Raw genomic sequence first — 21,453 nt, 5'->3', positions numbered from 1 at the left:
GCCCCGAGCATAGGAGCAGCCCCGGCAGCCGCGAAGATCACCCCGGCAGCCACGGCGCCCCCGACGCTCACGCCCGGTCGAGCCGCAGCCGCTCCGCGCGTGGCAGCCCCGCCACCACCAGGTCGTAGGAGTCCTCGACGAGTTCGCGGACCAGGCGGTCCGGGAGCCCGGCGTCGACCGTGACCGTGTTCCAGTGGCGCTTGTGCATGTGCCAGCCGGGGACGATCAGGCCCTCGTACTCCGCGCGCAGCCGGACAGCGTCCTCCGGGTCGCACTTGAGGTTGACCTTCAGCGGCCGGGAGTCCAGGGTCGACAGCGCGAACAGCTTGCCCCGGACCTTGAAGACCGAGGTCTGCGGGTCGAAGGGGAAGTCCTCCACCACCGCGTTGAACGACAGGCAGAGGGCGCGCAGCTCCTCGGGACTCACTCCGGCTTCCCCTCCCTGTCCCCGGCGGGCGCCGCCGGGTCCACCGGCTCCGCGAGCACCGTCACGATCTTGTTCCGCCGTCCGGCCGCCGCCTCCGCGGTCAGCCGCAGCTCGCGGCCGTCGGGCAGCTCCACGACCGACGACGCGCCCGCGATGGGCACCCGGCCCAGGGCCTTGGCGAGCAGCCCGCCGACCGTCTCCACGTCCTCGTCGTCGTACTCGTCCAGGCTGTACAGCTCGCCCAGGTCCGTGATGTCCAGGCGCGCGGTGACGCGGTAGCGGTCGTCGCCGAGCGGTTCCACCGGCGGCAGCTCGCGGTCGTACTCGTCCGTGATCTCGCCGACGATCTCCTCGAGGATGTCCTCGATGGTGACGATGCCGGCCGTGCCGCCGTACTCGTCGATGACGACGGCGACGTGGTTGCGTTCCTTCTGCATCTCGCGCAGCAGGTCGTCGGCGTTCTTCGTGTCCGGCACGAAGACGGCCGGACGCATCGCCGTCGACACCAGCTCGCTCTCGGCGTACCGGTTGATGTGCGTCCTGCGGACCAGGTCCTTCAGATAGACGATCCCGACGATGTCGTCCTCGCTCTCGCCGGTGACCGGAATCCGCGAGAAGCCGGAGCGCAGCGCCAGCGTGAGGGCCTGGCGGATGGTCTTGTACCGCTCGATCACCACCAGGTCGGTGCGCGGCACCATGACCTCGCGCACGAGGGTGTCGCCCAGCTCGAAGACCGAGTGCACCATGCGTCGCTCGTCGTCCTCGATCAGCGACTCCTGCTCGGCCAGGTCGACCATGGCGCGCAGCTCCGCCTCGGAGGCGAACGGGCCGCGCCGGAACCCCTTGCCGGGGGTCAGCGCGTTGCCGATGAGGATCAGCAGCGACGGGATCGGGCCGAGCACCCGCGCGAGCGGCACCAGCACGTACGCCGCCACGGTCGCCGTGTTCAGCGGGTGCTGGCGGCCGATGGTGCGCGGGGAGACCCCGACGGCCACGTACGAGACGAGCACCATGACCGCGATGGCGACGACCAGCGCCTGCGCCGTGCCGGAGAACGCCTCCAGGCACGCGTACGTGACCAGCGCGGCGGCCGCCATCTCGCAGGTCACGCGCACCAGCAGCGCCAGGTTGAGATAGCGGGTCGGGTCGGCGGCGATCTGGGCCAGCTTGGCGCTGCCGCGGCGGCCCGCCTTCACGGCCTCCTCGGCACGGAAGCTGGACACCCGTGCCAGGCCCGCCTCCGCGCAGGCGGCGAGCCAGGCGACGACGACGAGCGCGATCGCGCCGACGACGATCTGAGGGCTCATGGGCGGGTTACGAGACGGTGGGCGCCGGGGACGGGCCGTGCAGGCCCTGCTCGGCGCGCCAGCCGTCCACGATCGCTGCCTGAAGACCGAACATCTCGGCCTTCTCGTCCGGCTCCTCGTGGTCGTAGCCGAGCAGGTGCAGCACGCCGTGGACGGTGAGCAGATGGAGCTCCTCGTTCATGGAGTGCTGGGTCGGGGCCTCGGCGCCCTGCTTCGCGGCGACCTCGGGACAGAGCACGATGTCGCCGAGGAGGCCCTGCGGGGGCTCGTCGTCGTCCTTCGCCGGCGGCCGCAGCTCGTCCATCGGGAAGGACATGACGTCCGTGGGGCCCGGCAGGTCCATCCACTGGACGTGCAACTGCTCCATGGCGTCGGCGTCCACGACGATCACCGAGAGCTCGGAGAGCGGGTGGATGCGCATGCGGGTGAGTGCGTAGCGGGCGATGTCGAGGATCGCCCGCTCGTCGACCTCGGTTCCCGACTCGTTGTTGACGTCGATCGACATGGTGGTGCTGGTCTACTTCCCCTTGTGCCCGTGTCCGTGCGCGTGCCCGGCCCTGCCGTGGCCGCCGGACTTGTTGGGTGCGCCGTTCTCGGTGCCGTGCTTGCTGTCGTACTTCTCGTACGCGTCGACGATACGGCCCACGAGCTTGTGCCGTACGACGTCGTGCGACGACAGCCGGGAGAAGTGGACGTCCTCGACCCCCTCCAGGATCTCCTGCACCTGCCGCAGCCCGGACTTCTGGCCGTTGGGCAGGTCCACCTGCGTGACGTCTCCCGTGATGACGATCTTCGAGTCGAAGCCGAGCCGGGTGAGGAACATCTTCATCTGCTCGGGGCTGGTGTTCTGGGCCTCGTCCAGGATGATGAAGGCGTCGTTCAGGGTGCGGCCGCGCATGTAGGCGAGCGGTGCGACCTCGATCGTGCCCGCCGCCATCAGACGCGGGATGGAGTCCGGGTCGAGCATGTCGTGCAGCGCGTCGTACAGCGGGCGCAGGTACGGGTCGATCTTCTCGTAGAGCGTGCCGGGCAGGAAGCCGAGGCGCTCGCCGGCCTCGACCGCGGGGCGGGTCAGGATGATGCGGTTGCACTGCTTGGACTGCAGGGCCTGCACCGCCTTGGCCATGGCCAGGTAGGTCTTGCCGGTACCGGCGGGGCCGATGCCGAAGACCACCGTGTGCTTGTCGATCGCGTCGACGTACCGCTTCTGGTTGAGCGTCTTGGGACGGATCGTGCGGCCGCGGGAGGACAGGATGTTCTGCGTCAAAACCTCGGCCGGGGTCTCCTGGCCGTCGCTCTCGCCGTTCTCGCTGGCCTTGAGCATGGCGATGGAGCGTTCCACTGCGTCCTCCGTCATCGGCTGCCCGGTGCGGAGCACCAGCATCATCTCGTCGAACACGCGCTGGACCAGGGCGACGTCCGCCGGATCGCCGACCGCGCTGATCTCATTGCCCCGGACATGGATGTCGGCCCCCGGGAAGGCCTTCTCGATCACGCGCAGGAGAGAGTCGCCTGACCCCAGGACGGTCACCATGGGGTGCTGGGCGGGGACGGTGAACTGTGCTCTGGCCTGCCCCTGCGCGGGGGTCTTGGCTGCGGGTGTCTGAGTCATGGGCCGGCGCTGAAGGCCTGCGGTTCCTCCTCGTCACGGCCGCACAAGTCAGGGCGGCCTCGCGCTTCCCAGGGTACGACGGGGGAGTGCCGACGCCGTAGGGCTTTTCGGCGACCTGCGCGACCCCGGTGACCCTGAGGGGACCGGCGACCCCGGCGGACCCGGAGCAGCATCAGTCCGGCACGGGCGACGCGGCGTCCGCCGTCCCCGTCTCCCGCTGGGCCCGCAGCAGGTCCCGGAACCAGCGGTAGGACGCCTTCGGGGTGCGCTCCAGCGTCTTGTAGTCGATGTGCACCAGGCCGAACCGGCGGGCGTAGCCCTCCGCCCACTCCCAGTTGTCCAGCAGCGACCACACGAAGTAGCCGCGCACGTCCACGCCCGCCTCCAGGGCCCGGTGCAGGGCGCGGAGGTGTCCGTCCAGGTAGGCGATGCGGTCCTGGTCGTCCAGGCCCTCGTAGGAGCACCCGTTCTCGGTGATGACGACGGGCGGGAGCCGGTCGCCGTACTGGTCGCTCAGGCCGGTCAGCAGCTCGGTCAGCCCCTCCGGGACCACGGGCCAGCCGAAGTCCGTGACCGGGTGGCCCTCGATCTTCCTTACCGAGAAGGGCAGTTCGGCGGGCAGGGTGAGACCGCCGAACTCGATCTCCTCGCCGCGAGGGGCGCCCACCCGGGTCGGGGCGTAGTAGTTGACGCCGTACCAGTCCAGGGGCTCGGCGATGATCTCCAGATCCGAGGCCAGTTCCCCTGGGGTGCCCGGCATCAGCTCGCCCAGTCCCTCGGGGTAGCGGCCGAGCAGCAGCGGGTCGGCGAACAGGCGGTGCAGCAGCAGGTCGTAGAAGCCGGCCGCCTCGACGTCCGCCTGTTCCCCGGAGGCCGGCCGGACGGGACTGTGCGAGTTGGCGATGCCGATGTCCGCGGCCCCGGCCGCGCGCAGCGCCCGGACGGCCAGGCCGTGGGCGAGCAGTTGGTGGTGGGCGGCCGGGAGCGCTTCGAACAGCAGCCGCTTCCCTGGCGCGTGCACACCCAGGGCATGGCCGAGCAGGGTGTGCTCGGCGGGCTCGTTGAGCGTGATCCACTTCGGCACGCGGTCGCCCAGGCGCTCGGCGACCACCGACACATGGTCGGCGAACCGCGCGGCCGTCTCCCGCTCCAGCCAGTCGAGGCGGGTCGGCAGGTCCCAGTGGAAGAGGGTGGGTACCGGGCGGACGCCGGCCGCGCACAGGTCGTCGACCAGGCGGTCGTAGAAGTCGAGGCCGCCGGGGGAGTCCACCCGGGGCCAGGAGACGGAGAAGCGATACGCGCCGACGCCGAGGCCGGCCAGCAGCGCCACGTCCTCGCGGTGGCGGTGGTAGTGGTCGCAGGCCACCGCCGCCGTCGAGCCGTCCTTGATCCGTCCCGGCCCGGCCGAGAACGTGTCCCACACGGACGGCTCGCGCCGGTCGGCCGCCCCCTCGATCTGGTGGGCCGAGGTGGACACGCCCCACAGGAAGCCGGCCGGGAACCGGGGCATCGGTTTCGTCGCCATGGGCGGATCATCCTTACCGTCGGTAACGGAAGTCAACGCCCGGGTAGGGAAAAGGGCCTCACGCGCCCTCCTTGAGCACGCGGGAGATGAGCTCGCGCTGCTCCCCGGTCAGCCGGGGGTCGGCCGCGTACACCGTCCGGCCGTCCACGGTGATCTCGTAGCTGAAGCCGTCGGGCACCCCGGCCGGCGGCGCGGCCTTGCCGCCCGCCAGCGCCCGCTCGGCCAGGTCCCGCCACTGCGGGGCGTCGGGCCGCCCCGAGACGTCCACCTCGGCGCGGCGCTCGATGCCCGCGAACCCTCCTGTGCGCCTCACTCGAATCAGCATGGTCCGTGTCTAGTACGGAACTACAGCGTCCGCACCGTTCCTGATGACTGAACATGAGTTGCACGTGCTCAGCCGCACGCCCCGAACGGTTGTGGGCGCACTGGTCCCCGGCGTACTCGTCCCCGGGGCGGCGACACGCATCCTGTGCGTGGTCCGATCTCGGGAGGCCGGTTTCCTGCGTGACCCGGGCGGGCAGGCATGGCCGGAGGCGACGGGGAGGCCCCAGACCATCTCTCTGGTGGCAAGGGGGCCCCGCACACCGACGCCATACCCGGCGCCCCAGATCACACTGATCACGCTACTCCGATCAGCCCGAGCCACCGCAAGTTCGCGAGCCGACCATCACACGATCGAGCTAAACGGACCTTGCGCGCACTTCCTGGCGAGCGGTTGTCACCCCCACCTGCTCCCAGGCCTTGCGCACGGCCTCGAGTTCGCCGCCGTCGGAGCCGTACCGTTCCCGCGCGGCCCCCACGGTGAGCGTGGCGAAGTCCGCGAACTGCGCGTCCTCGTGCAGCTCGCCGCCGGTCAGCACGTCGTACCAGAGCTGCCCCGCCTTCTCCCAGGCATGGCCGCCGAGCGCCGTGGCGACCAGGTAGAAGGCGTGGTTGGGGATGCCGGAGTTGATGTGGACGCCGCCGTTGTCGCTGCCGGTGTGGACGTAGTGGTCCATGGTGGCCGGCTGCGGGTCCTTGCCGAGCACGTCGTCGTCGTACGCCGTGCCCGGTGCCTTCATGGAACGCAGCGCGGTGCCGCTGACGCCCGGGGCCAGCAGCCCCGCGCCGATCAGCCAGTCGGCCTCGGTGGCGGTCTGGCCGAGCGTGTACTGCTTGATCAGCGAGCCGAAGACGTCGGAGAGCGACTCGTTGAGCGCGCCGGACTGCCCGAAGTAGGCCAGGTTGGCGGTGTGCTGGGTGACGCCGTGGGTCAGCTCGTGGCCGATGACGTCCACCGGGATGGTGAAGTCCAGGAAGATCTCGCCGTCACCGTCGCCGAACACCATCTGCTCGCCGTTCCAGAAGGCGTTGTTGTAGTGCTTGTCGTAGTGCACGGTCGCGTCCAGCGGCAGTCCGCTGCCGTCGATCGAGTCGCGCCGGTAGGCCGTGAGGTACAGCTCGAAGGTGGCGCCGAGGCCGGCGTAGGCGCGGTTGACCGTGGCGTCGCCGCCGGGGTCCTGGCCCTCGCCGCGCACCTTCCTGCCGGGCAGTCCGGTGCCGTGCCGGGCGTCGTAGACGGTGCGCTGCGGATGCCCGTCCTGTCTGCCGGCGGGCGCGGTGACGGCGGGCGCGCCGATGACGGTGGTCAGCCGCCGCCGGGTGCGCTCGAAGGCGTCGCGTTCCAGGGTCCGGCGGGCGGGTCCGGAGAGCGCGGGGTCCTCGTTGCGGGCCAGGCGGTCGAGGACGTGCGGCGGCACGATGGTGCAGAAGACGGGCTCGAAGCCCCTGGTGGTCGTCATGTCCGGAACCATTGCACTGCGTGGCGACAATGTCACTACCCGCAACCGTGATTGGTGAAATATCGGGGCAAGGGGTCCGCCCGTTCGTTACGGAGTGATAGATGGAGGGGGGTCGGCGTCGCGTGACATCGCGCACTTTTTGCCCTGTTTGTCCCTTCGGTTTCGCATACTGGGACAGGCCCGCGCATCCGGTGCGGCTCGGCTAGGCTGCGGACCATCATGCGTTTCGGGCTGCTTCTCCTTAGCTGCCGCGGCGAGGGCCTGTAGTCGAGGCCGACCCCCTCCCCGCGGAGTTCGGCGTTGCGCCGTCGGCCGTTCTCCGCACCCGCGGACCCGCGGATCTCACGAGGAGCCCACGCCACCATGGTCAACCGTCAGCAGCCCAGTTCCATGCCGATCCACAAGTACGGCCGCTACGAGCAGGTCGACATCCCCGACCGCACCTGGCCCGGCCGCCGGATCACCGCCGCCCCCCGCTGGCTCTCCACCGACCTGCGCGACGGCAACCAGGCCCTGATCGACCCGATGTCGCCCGAGCGCAAGCGCCGGATGTTCGACCAGCTGGTCGCGCTGGGCTACAAGGAGATCGAGGTCGGCTTCCCGGCCTCCGGCCAGACCGACTTCGACTTCGTGCGCTCGATCATCGAGGAGGAGGGCGCGATCCCCGAGGACGTCACGATCTCCGTACTGACCCAGGCCCGCGAGGACCTGATCGAGCGGACCGTGGAGTCCCTGAAGGGCGCCCGGCGCGCCACCGTCCACCTCTACAACGCCACCGCCCCGGTCTTCCGCCGGGTCGTCTTCCGCGGCTCCAGGGACGACATCAAGCAGATCGCCGTCGACGGCACCCGCCTGGTCATGGAGTACGCCGAGAAACTGCTGGGCCCGGAGGCTGATGGCACGACGTTCGGCTACCAGTACAGCCCCGAGATCTTCACGGACACCGAGCTGGACTTCGCCCTGGAGGTCTGCGAGGCGGTCATGGACGTGTACCAGCCGGGCCCGGGCCGCGAGATCATCCTCAACCTGCCCGCCACGGTGGAGCGTTCGACGCCCTCGACGCACGCGGACCGTTTCGAGTGGATGCACCGCAACCTGTCCCGCCGCGAGTACGTCTGCCTGTCCGTCCACCCGCACAACGACCGCGGCACGGCCGTCGCCGCCGCCGAGCTGGCGCTGATGGCCGGCGCCGACCGCGTCGAGGGCTGCCTGTTCGGCCAGGGCGAGCGCACCGGCAACGTCGACCTGGTCACCCTGGGCATGAACCTGTTCTCGCAGGGCGTCGACCCGCAGATCGACTTCTCCGACATCGACGAGATCCGCCGTACGTGGGAGTACTGCAACCAGATGGAGGTCCACCCGCGCCACCCGTACGTGGGCGACCTGGTCTACACGTCCTTCTCCGGCTCCCACCAGGACGCCATCAAGAAGGGCTTCGACGCCATGGAGGCGGACGCGAAGGCCAAGGGCGTCACGGTCGACGACATCGAGTGGGCGGTGCCGTACCTGCCCATCGACCCCAAGGACGTCGGCCGCTCCTACGAGGCCGTCATCCGCGTCAACTCGCAGTCCGGCAAGGGCGGTGTCGCCTACGTCCTGAAGAACGACCACAAGCTGGACCTGCCGCGCCGGATGCAGATCGAGTTCTCGAAGATCATCCAGGCCAAGACGGACGCCGAGGGCGGCGAGGTCACGCCGAAGGACATCTGGGCGGCCTTCCAGGACGAGTACCTGCCGAACCCGGACAACGCCTGGGGCCGCATCCAGGTCAGGACCGGCCAGTCGACGACGGACACCGACGGGGTCGACACCCTCACCGTCGAGGCCACCGTCGACGGCGAGGACACCGTCCTCACCGGCTCCGGGAACGGTCCGATCTCGGCCTTCTTCGACGCCCTGCAGTCCATCGGCGTCGACGTGCGCCTGCTCGACTACCAGGAGCACACGATGAGCGAGGGCGCCTCCGCCCAGGCCGCGTCGTACATCGAATGCGCGATTGACGACAAGGTCCTGTGGGGGATCGGCATCGACGCGAACACGACACGTGCGTCGCTGAAGGCCGTCGTCTCGGCCGTCAACCGCGCGGCGCGCTGACCGCTCTGACCGGTGCTTTCGGGGCCCCGGCCGCCTGCTGAGGCGGCCGGGGCCCCGTCGTGTGCCCGGCCAGTATCGGCCAGTCGGCGACCCAGGTCACGGAAAGGTCTCGTCCAGGGTGCTGACGACACCTCGACAATGTGGCTAACATCACGCCAGCGCGGCGATGTTGCCGTGCCGTTACGGAGGTGGGACGTGCTGCCAGTACGGGGACGAAACGGCCGTGTCACCACGCTTGCCAGACTGCTGGGCACCCGCACCGCGTGGACGCCGGTCGGCGACGGCGAGTTCTTCTGCCCCGGCTGCGGCGGGGACCGCAACTACCAACGGCTGACCGGGCGTCGGCGCTTCACCGTCCTCGGGGTCCCGCTGCTGCCGCGCGGCACCGCGGGGCCCGTGGTCGAATGCGCCGCCTGCGGCGGGCACTTCGGCACGGACGTCCTGGACCATCCGACGACCAACCGCTTCTCCGCGATGCTCCGCGACGCCGTGCACACCGTCGCCCTGGCGGTGCTGTCCGCGGGCGGGACGGGCTCACGTACGGCCCTGGAGACCGCCGCGGCCACGGTCCGCGCGGCCGGCCTGGCCGACTGCACCGAGGAGCAGCTGGCCGCCCTGGTGGAGGCGCTGGCCGCGGACACCGGGCGTGCCTACGAGGACCGGCCGTGCGGCGCGGGCCTGGCCATAGAGCTGCACGAGGCGCTGGACCCGCTCGCCCCGCACCTGGCCCCCGCGGGCCGGGAGTCGATCCTCCTCCAGGCCGCTCGCATCGCCCTGGCCGACGGCCCCTACACCCCCGCCGAGCACGACACCCTCGGCACCGTCGGCGCGGCCCTGACCATCTGCACCAGCGACGTGACCCGCCTCCTGACGGAGGCCCGCACCCCGTCGTGAGACAGCCCCCGCCTGGTACGGTCGCCGCGCCGCCCGGGACGGGCCGGAAGGGGGACGAGGCGCCGTGAACGAGGAACACGCCACCGGGCCCGAGCAGCCCTGGGACGAGGGGACCCCGGGCGTCCTGCGGCTGCCGTCCGGACGGCTGGTGCGGGGCAGGGGACTGCGCCGCCCCCTCGACCCGTCGGCGCGGACCCCGACGTACGGCGTCTACCTCCTCGGCGCACCGCCGCCCCCGACCCCCTGGGCGTCCCACTGGCTGCGCTGGCCCGACTTCCGCCTCCCGGCGGACCGGGAGGCGGCACACGCGGCGCTCACCGGCGCCTGGGCGCGCGCCGCCACCGAACGCGTCGAACTCGCCTGCGCCGGCGGCCGAGGCCGCACCGGCACGGCCCTGGCCTGCCTGGCCGTACTGGACGGCGTCCCGGCCCACGAGGCCGTCGCCTACGTCAGAACCCACTACGACCGGCACGCGGTGGAGACACCGTGGCAGCGGCGGTACGTACGGAGATTCCCGCCGCCGCGGTGAGGCGGGGCGCCCCGGCCTCCGTGCCTATCCCAGCGCCTCCGCGACCACGGCGGCCGCCCGGGCCACGAGAGCGTCGTCGTACGGGGCGTCCTGGGCCGGTTTGGTCGACAGCACGGCCAGGACCACGGGCGAGGAGGACTCGGTCCACGCGACGCCCACGTCGTTGGCGGTGCCGTGGGCACCGGTGCCCGTCTTGTCCGCGACCGTCCAGGTCGGTGGCAGGCCCGCGCGGAAGCGGTGGGTGCCGGTGGTGTTGTTCAGCAGCCAGTGCGTCAGCGTCCGGCGGTCACGACGGTTCAGCGCGTCCCCGAGAACGAGACGGGCGTAGGTGCGGCCGATCGCACGCGGGCTCGTGGTGTCCGTGAGCCGCCAGGGCTCGGCGGTGTTCAGGTCCGGCTCCCAGCGGTCCAGGCGGGTCACCGGGTCGCCGAGCGTGCGGGCGAAACGGGTGATGGCCGTGGGGCCGCCGAGTTCCCGCAGGAGCAGGTTGCCGGCGGTGTTGTCGCTGAAGCGGATGGCGACGTCGGCGAGTTCGGCGATGGTCATGCCCGTGGCCAGGTGCGCGCGGGTCTGGTCGGAGCCTTCCGGCACCAGGTCGGCCTCGGTGTAGTGGACGCGGCGCGAGAGGACCTCGCCGTGGCGGTCCAGGTCCCGCAGGACCGCGGCCGCCGCCAGGGTCTTGAAGACCGAGCACATCGGGAACCGTTCTTCGGCCCGGTACCGGACGGTCCTGCCGGTACGGGGGTTGTGGGCGAACACGCCCAGCCGGGCGCCGAGCTCCTGCTCCAGGGCGCGCAGACGCGCGGTGGTGCCGTCGGCCTCGTCCGGCAGGGCGTGCGCGGGCGAGGCCGTGGTGAGGGCCGCCGTCGCCGTGACGAGGGCGGAGCCGGCGGTGGTCAGTAAGGTACGTCGGGTCGGGTTGGACTCTCCCGGGGTTCGAATGGTGCTCTCCTCCGGTCGGCGCGGACAGAACGATCTCCACACTGACCGACGCCGCGGGGTGAATCGCGGTTGCGCCGCGCCGGGAGCCGGACCGGGTCGCGGGCGCGGCCACGCCCACGTTCGCCGTGAGTGAGAATGGACCCCATGAGTCTGTTCCGCGACGACGGCACAGTGCCGCGTGCCCAGAAGCCGGGTGAGGCGGACCGGATCATGCTGCGGCTTCCCGGGGGACGACCCACGGGCCTCCGGCCGGACGGCCGTGGAGGTGCGCGGTGAGTCTGTTCCGGGACGACGGTGTCGTGCTGCGCACCCAGAAGCTGGGTGAGGCGGACCGCATCATCACGTTGCTCACCCGCGGGCACGGGCGGGTTCGTGCCGTGGCGCGGGGGGTGCGGCGGACGAAGTCGAAGTTCGGGGCCAGGCTGGAGCCGTTCTCGCACGTGGACGTGCAGTTCTTCGCCCGGGGCAGCGAGCTGGTGGGCCGGGGGCTGCCGCTGTGCACGCAGAGCGAGACCATCGCCCCCTATGGCGGCGGGATCGTGGCCGACTACGCCCGTTACACCGCCGGGACGGCCATGCTGGAGACCGCCGAGCGGTTCACCGACCACGAGGGCGAGCCGTCCGTCCAGCAGTACCTGCTGCTGGTGGGTGCCCTGCGCACCCTCGCCCGGGGCGAGCACGCCCCGCACCTCGTGCTGGACGCCTTCCTGCTGCGCTCGCTGGCCGTCAACGGCTACGCGCCCAGCTTCGGCGACTGCGCCCGGTGCGGGATGCCCGGTCCGAACCGGTTCTTCTCGGTGGCCTCCGGCGGCTCGGTCTGCGCCGACTGCCGGGTGCCCGGCAGCGTCGTACCCTCGCCGCAGACGCTCGCGCTGCTCGGCGCGTTGCTCACGGGGGACTGGGAGACCGCGGACGCGTGCGAGCCGCGGTACGCCAGGGAGGGCAGCGGGCTGGTCTCCGCCTACCTGCACTGGCATCTGGAGCGCGGGCTGCGCTCACTTCGGTACGTGGAAAAGTAGCCCGAGACAAGTCCAAGACAAGTCCAAGGCAAGTCCAAGACAAGGGAGACGAGAAGCACATGGCCGTACGCGGGATCCTGGGGCGCCGGCGCCCGGAGTACAGGGCGCCCGAGCCGCATCCGTCCGGCGCCCGCGCGCCGAAGCTCCCCGGCGAGCTGGTTCCCGAGCATGTCGCGATCGTCATGGACGGGAACGGACGCTGGGCCAAGGAGCGCGGGCTGCCCCGCACCGAGGGGCACAAGGTCGGCGCCGAGCGGGTGCTGGACGTGTTGCAGGGCGCGATCGAGATCGGCGTCGGCAACATCTCCCTCTACGCCTTCTCCACCGAGAACTGGAAGCGCTCGCCCGACGAGGTGCGCTTCCTGATGAACTTCAACCGCGACTTCATCCGCAAGACCCGTGACCAGCTCGATGAACTCGGCATCCGGGTGCGCTGGGTGGGCCGCATGCCCAAGCTGTGGAAGTCGGTCGCCCAGGAGCTCCAGATCGCCCAGGAGCAGACCAAGGACAACGACCGGCTCACGCTGTACTTCTGCATGAACTACGGCGGCCGGGCCGAACTCGCGGACGCGGCCAAGGCGCTCGCGGAGGACGTCAAGGCGGGCCGGCTCGACCCGGCCAAGGTCTCCGAGAAGACCATCCAGAAATACCTGTACTACCCGGACATGCCGGACGTCGACCTGTTCCTGCGCCCGAGCGGCGAGCAGCGCACGTCCAACTACCTGCTCTGGCAGAGCGCGTACGCGGAGATGGTCTTCCAGGACGTCCTGTGGCCCGACTTCGACCGCCGTGACCTGTGGCGGGCCTGCATCGAGTTCGCCTCCCGCGACCGCCGCTTCGGCGGCGCCATCCCGAACGAGGCCCTCCTCGCGATGCAGGGCGAGGGCGAGGGCGAGTAGTTCAGCCCGTCCCGCGGAGGACGAGGCCGTTCAGGCCGAAGCGGGGGTCTGGGGCGGCAGCCCCCAGGGCCGGTCACCCCAGACCACCCGCACAAGTCACAGGCTCACCCCGCGGAGCACTCCGCGCAGGTGCCGAAGATCTCCACCGTGTGGGCGACGTTGACGTAGCCGTGCTCCGCGGCGATCGCCTCCGCCCACTTCTCCACCATCGGCCCCTCCACCTCGACCGCCTTGCCGCAGACGCGGCAGACGAGATGGTGGTGGTGCTCGCCGGTGGAGCAGCGGCGGTAGACCGACTCTCCGTCGGAGGTGCGCAGGACGTCGACCTCGCCCGCGTCGGCGAGGGACTGAAGGGTGCGGTAGACCGTCGTCAGGCCCACCGAGTCGCCCCTGTGCTTGAGCATGTCGTGGAGCTCCTGCGCGCTGCGGAACTCGTCGACCTCGTCGAGGGCCGCCGCGACAGCGGCACGCTGCCGGGTGGCGCGGCCCTTCACGGGCGGTCCAGCGGTGGTCACCGGTCGGCCTCCTCACGTCTCGCCTGCGGGCCATTGTGCCAGCCCGGGCCGGGCGCGGTCAGGCGCCGGCCCCGTCGCCGGCGGCCCGGGTGGCCGGAATCGCGCACTCCGCCGGGTCCCCGGCGGGCAGTGACGCGGCGAGGGCCCGCGCGCGTCGCCGGGCCAGCGGCGTGGCCAGCGCGGTGAGCACGATGAACATCGCGATGGTGAGCAGCACGATCGTCGCGCCGGGCGGCACGTCCTGGTAGTACGACGTGACCGTGCCGCCGATCGTCACGCTCACCCCGATGGCGACGGCGATCGCGAAGGTCGCGGCGAAGCTGCGGCTGAGCTGCTGGGCGGCGGCCACCGGGACCACCATCAGCGCGCTGACCAGCAGCAGTCCGACCACGCGCATCGCGACCGTCACCGTCACCGCCGCCGTGACCGCCGTCAGCAGGTTCAGCGCGCGCACCGGCAGCCCGGTCACCCGGGCGAACTCCTCGTCCTGGCTGACCGCGAACAGCTGGCGGCGCAGGCCCAGGGTGACCAGCACGACGAAGGCGGCCAGCAGGCAGATCGCGGTGACGTCGGACTGCGAGACCGTGGAGAGCGAGCCGAACAGGTACGACGTCAGGTTCGCGTTGGAGCCGCCGGGGGCGAGGTTGATGAACATGACGCCGCCCGCCATGCCGCCGTAGAAGAGCATCGCGAGGGCGATGTCGCCGCGGGTGCGGCCGTACCAGCGGATCAGTTCCATGAGGACCGCGCCCAGGACGGAGACGGCCGTGGCCATCCACACCGGGGAGGTGGACAGCAGGAAGCCCAGGCCGACGCCGGTCATGGCCACATGCCCGATGCCGTCGCCCATCAGGGGCTGGCGGCGCTGGACGAGGTAGATGCCGACGGCGGGCGCGGTGATGCCGACCAGGACGGCGGCGAGCAGGGCCCGCTGCATGAAGGCGTAGTTCAACAGGTCCATCAGCTCAGCAGTCCCGTGCGGATCGGATCGGCGCCCGAGGCGTCGTGGGGGTGGACGTGGTCGTGGCCGGGCAGGGCGTGCTGGCCGACGGCCTTCGGGGGCGGTCCGTCGTGCACGACGCAGCCGTCGCGCAACACCACCGCCCGGTCGATCAGGGGCTCCAGGTGGCCCAGCTCGTGCAGCACGAGCAGCACCGTCACCCCGGCCGCCACCTGCTCCCCGAGCGTGCTCGCCAGCACCTCCTGGCTGGCCAGGTCGACGCCCGCCATCGGCTCGTCCATGATCAGCAGCTCGGGTGCGGCGGCGAGGGCGCGGGCGATCAGCACGCGCTGGTGCTGACCGCCGGAGAGGGCGTTCACCGAGTCCTTCGCGCGGTCCGCCATGCCGACCAGCTCCAGGGCCCGCCGTACGGCCGCGTGGTCGGCCTTGCGGAAGATCCCGAAGCGGGTGCGGGAGAGCCGGCCCGAGGAGACGATCTCGGTGACCGTCGCCGGGACGCCGCCCGCGGCGGTCGTGCGCTGCGGTACGTAGCCGACGCGCGCCCAGTCGCGGAAGCGGTGCCGCTGGGTGCCGAACAGCTCGATCTCACCGGCGCTCACCGGCACCTGGCCGATGACGCTGCGCACGGCCGTCGACTTTCCGGAGCCGTTGGCGCCGAGCAGCGCGACGACCTCGCCACGGCGCACGGTGAGGTCGATGCCCCGCAGGACGGGGCGCGAGCCCAGGTCGGCGCGCACTCCGCGCAGGGATATGACGGGTTCGGCGGTGTCGCTGCCGACGTCCATGACGCCCTCCGTAATGCTCACTTGGCGCCCAGTGCCTCTCGCAGCGCCTTGAGGTTGGCTTCCATGACCTGGAAGTAGTCGGTGCCGCGGGACCTGTCGGTGATGCCCTCCAGCGGGTCGAGGACGTCCGTCCTCAGATGCGCGTCCTTGGCGAGGGTCTTCGCGGTCTTGTCGCTGACCAGCGTCTCGTAGAAGACGGTCGTGACCCCGTCGGCCTTCGCCGTCTCCTGGAGGTCCTTCACCCGGGCCGCGCTGGGCTCGGACTCCGGGTCGAGGCCGTTGATGGCCTCCTGGGTCAGGCCGTAGCGCTCGGCGAGGTAGCCGAAGGCGGCGTGGGTGGTGATGAAGACCTTGTTCCGGGTGTCCTTCAGGCCGGTCTCGTACTGGATGTTGAGCTTGCCGAGCTGCTTGACCAGGGCCGCGGTGTTCTTGCGGTAGTCGGCCGCGTGGTCCGGGTCGCCCTTCTCGAAGGCCTTGCCGACGCCCTCGGCGATCTGCGCGTAGCGCACCGGGTCGAGCCAGACGTGCGGGTCCTTGCCGCCGTGCTCCTCGTCGTGGTGGGCGTCGTGCTCACCGGCGTGGCCGTCGACGTCGGTGCCGTGCTCCTCCAGCGTGGTCAGGGACGCGGCGTCGACCTTCGTCCTGATCCCGGACTGCGCGACGGCCTTGTCGATGTTGGGCTGGAGGCCCTTGAGGTAGAGCACCGCGTCGGACTTCTCGAGCTGCACGGTCTGCTGGGCGCTGATCTCCAGCTCGTGCGGTTCCTGGCCCGGCCGGGTGAGACTGGTGACGTGGACGTGGCTCCCGCCGATCCGCTCGGCGAGGAAGGCCATCGGGTAGAAGGACGCGACGACGTCGTACTTGCCGCCGCCGGTGCCGCTCGCGCCTGCGGAGGAGGAACAGGCGGAGAGTGCTCCGAGGCCGAGTGCGGTGACCGTCAGGACCGTGGAGCCGGATATGAGGCGTCGTCGTACGTTCATGACAGTCATTTTCAACTAAAATGGAAACGGTTGTCAACAAGCACTGTGGCGGGCCCGAAAAGGGCCGTTACCCGGCACCGATTTGGTCGAGGGGGAGCCACCGCCGGTACCCTGAAGCATTCGCTCGTGAAGCGTCTCGCTTCGTCGCCCGTCGTCGTAATGAAGAGAGCACCGTGGCCGCCGACAAGATCGACACCATCGTCAGCCTGAGCAAGCGCCGTGGCTTCGTATTCCCCTGCAGTGAGATCTACGGCGGCCAGCGTGCCGCCTGGGACTACGGGCCCCTGGGTGTCGAGCTCAAGGAGAACCTCAAGCGCCAGTGGTGGCGCTACATGGTGACGTCCCGCGAGGACGTGGTCGGCATCGACTCGTCCGTGATCCTGGCGCCCGAGGTCTGGGTCGCCTCCGGTCACGTCGCCACCTTCACGGACCCGCTGACGGAGTGCACCTCCTGCCACAAGCGGTTCCGCGCCGACCACCTGGAAGAGGCCTACGAGGAGAAGAAGGGCCGCGCCCCGGAGAACGGCCTCGCGGACGTCAACTGCCCCAACTGCGGCAACAAGGGCCAGTTCACCGAGCCCAAGCAGTTCTCGGGCCTGCTCTCCACCCACCTCGGCCCCACTCAGGACTCCGGCTCCGTCGCCTACCTGCGCCCCGAGACCGCGCAGGGCATCTTCACCAACTTCGCCCAGGTGCAGACCACCTCGCGCCGCAAGCCGCCGTTCGGCATCGCCCAGATGGGCAAGTCGTTCCGCAACGAGATCACGCCGGGCAACTTCATCTTCCGCACCCGCGAGTTCGAGCAGATGGAGATGGAGTTCTTCGTCAAGCCGGGCGAGGACGAGAAGTGGCAGGAGTACTGGATGGAGCAGCGCTGGAACTGGTACACGGGACTCGGCCTGCGTGAGGAGAACATGCGCTGGTACGACCACCCGCAGGAGAAGCTCTCCCACTACTCCAAGCGCACCGCGGACATCGAGTACCGCTTCCAGTTCGGCGGCAGCGAGTGGGGCGAGCTGGAGGGTGTCGCCAACCGCACCGACTACGACCTCTCCTCCCACGCCAAGGCCTCCGGCCAGGACCTGTCGTACTTCGACCAGGAGGCCGGCGAGCGCTGGACGCCGTACGTCATCGAGCCGGCGGCCGGTGTCGGCCGGGCGATGCTCGCGTTCCTGCTCGACGCCTACGTCGAGGACGAGGCGCCCAACGCCAAGGGCAAGATGGAGAAGCGCACGGTGCTGCGCCTGGACCACCGCCTGGCCCCGGTGAAGGTCGCGGTGCTGCCCCTGTCGCGCAACCCGGAGCTGTCGCCCAAGGCCAAGGGCCTGGCCCAGGCCCTGCGCCAGAACTGGAACATCGAGTTCGACGACGCCGGCGCCATCGGCCGCCGCTACCGCCGCCAGGACGAGATCGGCACGCCGTACTGCGTCACGGTCGACTTCGACACCCTCGAGGACAACGCGGTCACCGTCCGCGAGCGCGACACCATGAAGCAGGAGCGTGTCTCCCTCGACCAGATCGAGGGCTACCTGGCCGGCCGCCTCGTCGGCTGCTGACCCGGTAACCCCCGCAGCACCTCAGAGCGCCGGACGGCCGCCGAGACCTCACTCGGCGGCCGTCCGGCGTTCGCCGTTCCTCAACGGCCTTGCAGGGCCTTCACGTTGTCACCGAAGGTCCAGTTCTTCGACCCGTCCCAGTTGATCGACCAGGTCATCAGGCCCTTCAGGCTCGTGCCGTAGTGGCGCCAGGCCTCGGAGACCAGCGAAGGCGCCATGTGGCCGCCGCCGGCGCCGGGGTGGGCGGGCAGGCCCGGGACCTGCTTGTCGTAGGGGACCTTGATCGTCGTGCCCTGGATCACCAGGCCCTTGGCGAGGCAGTCGGTCTGGGCGGTGAAGCCGGCCACGGTGCCCGCCTGGTAGGAGTCGCCGGAGCAGCCGTACATGCTGCCGTTGTAGTACTGCATGTTCAGCCACCACAGGCGGCCGTTGTCGGCGTACTTCTTGATGATCGGCAGATACGCGCCCCAGATCGAGCCGTAGGCGACGCTGCCGCCGGTGACGTAGGCGGTCTCCGGGGCCATGGTCAGGCCGAAGTTCGACGGCATCTGCGCGAGCACTCCGTCGATGATCCGGACCAGGTTGGCCTGGGACGGGGAGAGCTGGTTGATGTTTCCGCTGCCCGTCAGGCCCGTCTCGATGTCGATGTCGATGCCGTCGAAGTTGTACTTCTTCAGGATGGGCACGATCGTCGCGACGAACCGGTCCGCCACGGTGGACGAGTTGAGGTCGATACCGGCCGTCGCGCCGCCGATGGACAGCAGGATCGTCTGCCCGGACGCCTTGGCCGCGCACATCTCCGCCGGCGTCGCCACCTTCACGCCCGCGTCCATGCCGTCCTGCCACAGGGCCGTTCCGTCGGAGCGGATGACCGGGAAGGCCGCGTTGATCACGTTGTAGCCGTGTGCGGCGATGCGCGAGTCGGTGATCGGCGTCCAGCCGAAGGGCGGATGGACGCCGTTGGCGGAGCCGTCCCAGTTCTCCCAGTAGCCCTGGAGCACCTTGCCGGCGGGCCTGGACTTCACGGCGCACGTGTCGGCGGTCGGGGCGGCCGAGGCGGTGGGGGCCAGGGCGACGGAGAGCTGGGTGAGGCAGGCGGCCGCGAGGGCGGCGGCGAGCAGACGCAGTCTGCGGCGGATCATGCGGAGCCTCCCGGTGGGGGGTGCGGTGAGGTGTCGTAGGCATGACAGTGCTCGTGGTCCAGACCTTTCGTCAATAGGTCTGGACCAAATCGCACGGCCGGTGGCTGCGCGCCGCCTCGGAGGTTTGGATTGACAACTGACAGATATTGAAATCTGTCAGTTGTCATGTCAGGCTGATCGTGGGTACCCGTTCAATCCGCCCTCCGAGCCTCCCAAGGAGCCCTCATGGACACCCGCCACCTCGGAACCACCGGCCCCCAGGTCTCCGCCCTCGGCCTCGGCTGCATGGGCATGTCCGCGCTGTACGGTGAGGCGGACCGGACCGAGTCGATCGCCACCGTGCACGCCGCTCTCGAAGCGGGCCTGACCCTGCTCGACACCGGCGACTTCTACGCCATGGGCCACAACGAGATGCTGGTCGGCGAGGCCCTGCGCACCGCTCCCGCGGCCCGCCGCGAACAGGCCCTGCTCAGCGTGAAGTTCGGCGCCCTGCGCGACCCGGACGGCAACTGGTCCGGCTACGACGGCCGGCCGGCCGCCGTGAAGAACTTCGCCGCCTACTCCCTCCAGCGTCTCGGCGTCGACCACATCGACGTCTACCGGATCGCCCGGGTCGACCCGGACGTGCCGATCGAGGAGACGGTCGGCGCCATCGCGGAACTCGTCGAGAAGGGACACGTCCGGCACATCGGCCTCAGCGAGGTCGGCGCCGACACGATCCGCCGGGCCGCCGCCACCGCGCCGATCTCGGACCTCCAGATCGAGTACTCGCTCGTCTCCCGCGGCATCGAGGACCGGATCCTGCCCACCACCCGCGAACTCGGCATCGCCGTCACGGCCTACGGGGTGCTCTCGCGCGGTCTGATCTCCGGGCACTTCGGCCGCGACCGCAAGCTCGCCGCGAACGACTTCCGGGCCCACTCCCCCCGCTTCCAGGGCGAGAACCTCCAGCACAACCTGGACCTCGTCGAGGCCCTGCGCAAGATCGCCGAGGGCAAGGGCGTCACGGTCGCGCAGACCGCCATCGCCTGGGTGCTGTCTCGCGGTGAGGACATCGTTCCGCTGATCGGCGCCCGCACCCGGGAGCGGCTGACGGAGGCACTGGGCGCGACGGCCGTCACGCTGGACGAGGCCGACCTGGCGGCCATCGAGGAGGCCGTCCCGGCGGACGCCGTCGTGGGCGCGCGCTACCCCGAGGCGCAGATGGCCCACCTGGACAGCGAACGCTGACCCGGGCGCCGGGTACGGTCTAGGGCATGCCACCCAGCACCGAGACCCTGACCGCCGAGCGCATCCTCGAGGCCACCGAGGAGGTGCTGCGCCGCCACGGGCCGGCCAAGGCCACCGTGGTGGACGTGGCCCGCGCGCTCGGTGTCAGCCACGGCAGCGTCTACCGGCACTTCCGTACGAAGGCCGCGCTGCGCGAGGCGGTGACCAAGCGGTGGCTGGACCGCACGTCCGAGGCCCTCGCCGGCATCGCCGCCGAACAGCGGGACCCGGAGGACCGGCTGCGCGACTGGCTGCGGGAACTGTTCGAGGCCAAGCGCCGCAAGGCGGGCGACGACCCCGAGCTGTTCGCCACGTACTCGGTGCTCACCGACGAGAACGGCGCGGCGGTCGGCGAGCACATCGACGATCTGACCGGCCAGCTCACCCGGATCGTCCGCGACGGCGTCACGGCCGGTGTCTTCACGGCCGCCGACCCGGCCGTCGCGGCCCGGGCCCTGTTTCATGCCACCGGCCGCTTCCACGACCCGGGTCATGCCCAGGAGTGGAAGCGGCCGGCGATCGAGGAGGAGTTCGAGGCGGTGCTCGAACTGGTGCTGGGCGGGCTTCGAGCCCGTCAGCACCCTGTCACCTCCCGGGTCAGGTCACGTCAACGGTGACCGTCGCGGAGCGCGTGTTGCCGTGCACCACCCGCAGTTCCTGCTTGCCCTTGACCGCGAGCTTCGTGGACACCGTGTAGGTGTCGCCCTTCTTGACCACGGTGGTCGCGCGCAGCGTGGTCCACCTGCCGTTGTTCAGGTGCTGGACGGTCAGCCTGGTGCCGGCCGCCAGGTGCGCGGTGCGGCCGGTGAGCGTGATGCTCTCCCCGGCCCGGACCGAGCGGTGGCTGGCCCTGACCGTGATCGACTCGGCCGCCCTGGTGGGCATGGCGGTGTGCGTCCGGGTGGGCATCGGGCTCGGACGGGGCGCTGCGAAGGCTCCGACGGAGCCGGCCGACACCAGCGCGGCGGACAGAGCGCCCACGGCGACTCCACGGACACAGCGGCTGCGCAGTGTGAGATGCATGGTGGTCTCCCGTTGATGGTTCCCCCCTGCGTCGCGCATGACCCGAAGGGCTCATCGCGCTCATCCAGATTTGCCGCGGATCGCCCGCGCGGCGACTCGGGAGGAGTAACGCGGGCTGTGACCGAGCGGCACTTTGATGAGAAGCCGCAGCTCAGCGGCCATGATCTCGCTTACCTCTTTCTTACCAAGTGCC

General features: G+C 70.7%; 22 protein-coding genes. 8 read left to right on the top strand and 14 right to left on the bottom strand.

The window, feature by feature from the left end:
• Window positions 1-67: 67 nt before the first annotated feature.
• From OIE49_RS12560 to OIE49_RS12530, 7 genes are all read right to left on the bottom strand, one after another.
• Window positions 68-427 (bottom strand): MmcQ/YjbR family DNA-binding protein, encoded by a 360-nt coding sequence (locus tag OIE49_RS12560; RefSeq protein WP_326802387.1) that lies wholly within the window; start codon window positions 425-427, stop codon window positions 68-70.
• The gene (locus tag OIE49_RS12555) at window positions 424-1,734 is read right to left on the bottom strand and encodes a hemolysin family protein (RefSeq protein ID WP_326802386.1); all 1,311 of its coding nucleotides are present in this window, start codon (window positions 1,732-1,734) and stop codon (window positions 424-426) included. Before OIE49_RS12555 ends, OIE49_RS12560 begins: the two co-directional genes overlap by 4 nt.
• Window positions 1,735-1,741: 7 nt before the next feature.
• Window positions 1,742-2,239, bottom strand: a complete 498-nt coding sequence (gene ybeY / locus OIE49_RS12550; RefSeq protein ID WP_100566921.1) for an rRNA maturation RNase YbeY — start codon at window positions 2,237-2,239, stop codon at window positions 1,742-1,744.
• 12 nt (window positions 2,240-2,251) lie between these two features.
• Window positions 2,252-3,346 carry a PhoH family protein gene (locus OIE49_RS12545; RefSeq protein WP_326802385.1) on the bottom strand — a complete coding sequence of 365 codons (1,095 nt, stop codon included), beginning with the start codon at window positions 3,344-3,346 and terminating at the stop codon, window positions 2,252-2,254.
• Window positions 3,347-3,518: 172 nt separating this feature from the next.
• Entirely contained in the window at window positions 3,519-4,871 is a 1,353-nt protein-coding gene (locus OIE49_RS12540; protein ID WP_326802384.1) for a GH1 family beta-glucosidase, read from the bottom strand.
• A 58-nt stretch (window positions 4,872-4,929) separates the two neighbouring features.
• The gene (locus tag OIE49_RS12535; protein ID WP_100566924.1) at window positions 4,930-5,196 is read right to left on the bottom strand and encodes a protealysin inhibitor emfourin; all 267 of its coding nucleotides are present in this window, start codon (window positions 5,194-5,196) and stop codon (window positions 4,930-4,932) included.
• A gap of 355 nt (window positions 5,197-5,551) precedes the next feature.
• A complete protein-coding gene (locus tag OIE49_RS12530) occupies window positions 5,552-6,652 on the bottom strand; it encodes a M4 family metallopeptidase (RefSeq protein ID WP_326802383.1) in 1,101 nt (366 codons plus the stop codon).
• A gap of 363 nt (window positions 6,653-7,015) precedes the next feature.
• Between OIE49_RS12530 and leuA the strand changes: the two genes are divergently transcribed.
• From leuA to OIE49_RS12515, 3 genes are all read left to right on the top strand, one after another.
• Window positions 7,016-8,746: a 2-isopropylmalate synthase gene (gene leuA, locus OIE49_RS12525; RefSeq protein WP_326802382.1), complete on the top strand. Its 1,731-nt coding sequence runs from the start codon at window positions 7,016-7,018 to the stop codon at window positions 8,744-8,746.
• 195 nt (window positions 8,747-8,941) lie between these two features.
• The gene (locus OIE49_RS12520; RefSeq protein ID WP_100566926.1) at window positions 8,942-9,640 is read left to right on the top strand and encodes a TerB family tellurite resistance protein; all 699 of its coding nucleotides are present in this window, start codon (window positions 8,942-8,944) and stop codon (window positions 9,638-9,640) included.
• Between the two features lie 64 nt (window positions 9,641-9,704).
• Entirely contained in the window at window positions 9,705-10,169 is a 465-nt protein-coding gene (locus tag OIE49_RS12515) for a protein-tyrosine phosphatase family protein (RefSeq protein WP_326802381.1), read from the top strand.
• A gap of 24 nt (window positions 10,170-10,193) precedes the next feature.
• On the opposite strand, the gene bla is transcribed toward OIE49_RS12515, so the two are convergent.
• Window positions 10,194-11,153 (bottom strand): class A beta-lactamase, encoded by a 960-nt coding sequence (bla, locus tag OIE49_RS12510; RefSeq protein WP_401737527.1) that lies wholly within the window; start codon window positions 11,151-11,153, stop codon window positions 10,194-10,196.
• Window positions 11,154-11,383: 230 nt separating this feature from the next.
• Here bla and recO point away from each other — a divergent pair, with 230 nt between their 5' ends.
• Window positions 11,384-12,130, top strand: coding sequence for a DNA repair protein RecO (gene recO / locus OIE49_RS12505; protein ID WP_326802380.1), 747 nt, complete (start codon window positions 11,384-11,386; stop codon window positions 12,128-12,130).
• A 59-nt stretch (window positions 12,131-12,189) separates the two neighbouring features.
• Window positions 12,190-13,029, top strand: a complete 840-nt coding sequence (locus OIE49_RS12500) for an isoprenyl transferase (protein ID WP_326802379.1) — start codon at window positions 12,190-12,192, stop codon at window positions 13,027-13,029.
• 104 nt (window positions 13,030-13,133) lie between these two features.
• Here the strand turns inward: OIE49_RS12500 and OIE49_RS12495 are convergent, their stop codons facing one another.
• The 4 genes from OIE49_RS12495 to OIE49_RS12480 are packed head-to-tail and all read right to left on the bottom strand — an operon-like array spanning window position 13,134 to window position 16,270.
• Window positions 13,134-13,544 (bottom strand): Fur family transcriptional regulator, encoded by a 411-nt coding sequence (locus tag OIE49_RS12495; RefSeq protein WP_100566930.1) that lies wholly within the window; start codon window positions 13,542-13,544, stop codon window positions 13,134-13,136.
• A 58-nt stretch (window positions 13,545-13,602) separates the two neighbouring features.
• The gene (locus OIE49_RS12490) at window positions 13,603-14,505 is read right to left on the bottom strand and encodes a metal ABC transporter permease (protein WP_326802378.1); all 903 of its coding nucleotides are present in this window, start codon (window positions 14,503-14,505) and stop codon (window positions 13,603-13,605) included.
• Complete coding sequence (locus OIE49_RS12485) at window positions 14,505-15,290, bottom strand: metal ABC transporter ATP-binding protein (RefSeq protein ID WP_326802377.1); 786 nt, start codon at window positions 15,288-15,290, stop codon at window positions 14,505-14,507. The genes OIE49_RS12490 and OIE49_RS12485 overlap by 1 nt, the downstream gene beginning before the upstream one ends.
• Before the next feature lie 17 nt (window positions 15,291-15,307).
• Window positions 15,308-16,270, bottom strand: coding sequence for a metal ABC transporter substrate-binding protein (locus tag OIE49_RS12480; protein ID WP_326802376.1), 963 nt, complete (start codon window positions 16,268-16,270; stop codon window positions 15,308-15,310).
• A 173-nt stretch (window positions 16,271-16,443) separates the two neighbouring features.
• Between OIE49_RS12480 and OIE49_RS12475 the strand changes: the two genes are divergently transcribed.
• The gene (locus tag OIE49_RS12475; protein ID WP_100566934.1) at window positions 16,444-17,826 is read left to right on the top strand and encodes a glycine--tRNA ligase; all 1,383 of its coding nucleotides are present in this window, start codon (window positions 16,444-16,446) and stop codon (window positions 17,824-17,826) included.
• Window positions 17,827-17,906: 80 nt separating this feature from the next.
• Here OIE49_RS12475 and OIE49_RS12470 read toward each other — a convergent pair whose 3' ends face one another.
• Complete coding sequence (locus tag OIE49_RS12470; RefSeq protein WP_326802375.1) at window positions 17,907-18,968, bottom strand: chitinase; 1,062 nt, start codon at window positions 18,966-18,968, stop codon at window positions 17,907-17,909.
• Between the two features lie 225 nt (window positions 18,969-19,193).
• Between OIE49_RS12470 and OIE49_RS12465 the strand changes: the two genes are divergently transcribed.
• Window positions 19,194-20,198 carry an aldo/keto reductase gene (locus tag OIE49_RS12465; RefSeq protein ID WP_326802374.1) on the top strand — a complete coding sequence of 335 codons (1,005 nt, stop codon included), beginning with the start codon at window positions 19,194-19,196 and terminating at the stop codon, window positions 20,196-20,198.
• A gap of 26 nt (window positions 20,199-20,224) precedes the next feature.
• A complete protein-coding gene (locus OIE49_RS12460) occupies window positions 20,225-20,854 on the top strand; it encodes a TetR/AcrR family transcriptional regulator (protein WP_326802373.1) in 630 nt (209 codons plus the stop codon).
• Here OIE49_RS12460 and OIE49_RS12455 read toward each other — a convergent pair.
• Window positions 20,835-21,260, bottom strand: coding sequence for a hypothetical protein (locus tag OIE49_RS12455; protein ID WP_326802372.1), 426 nt, complete (start codon window positions 21,258-21,260; stop codon window positions 20,835-20,837). The genes OIE49_RS12460 and OIE49_RS12455 overlap by 20 nt on opposite strands.
• Window positions 21,261-21,453: the final 193 nt, after the last annotated feature.

Origin of the sequence: Streptomyces sp. NBC_01788 (assembly GCF_035917575.1) — a bacterium.
Classification (GTDB): domain Bacteria; phylum Actinomycetota; class Actinomycetes; order Streptomycetales; family Streptomycetaceae; genus Streptomyces.
This window is presented reverse-complemented; position numbering and strand designations above follow the sequence as displayed.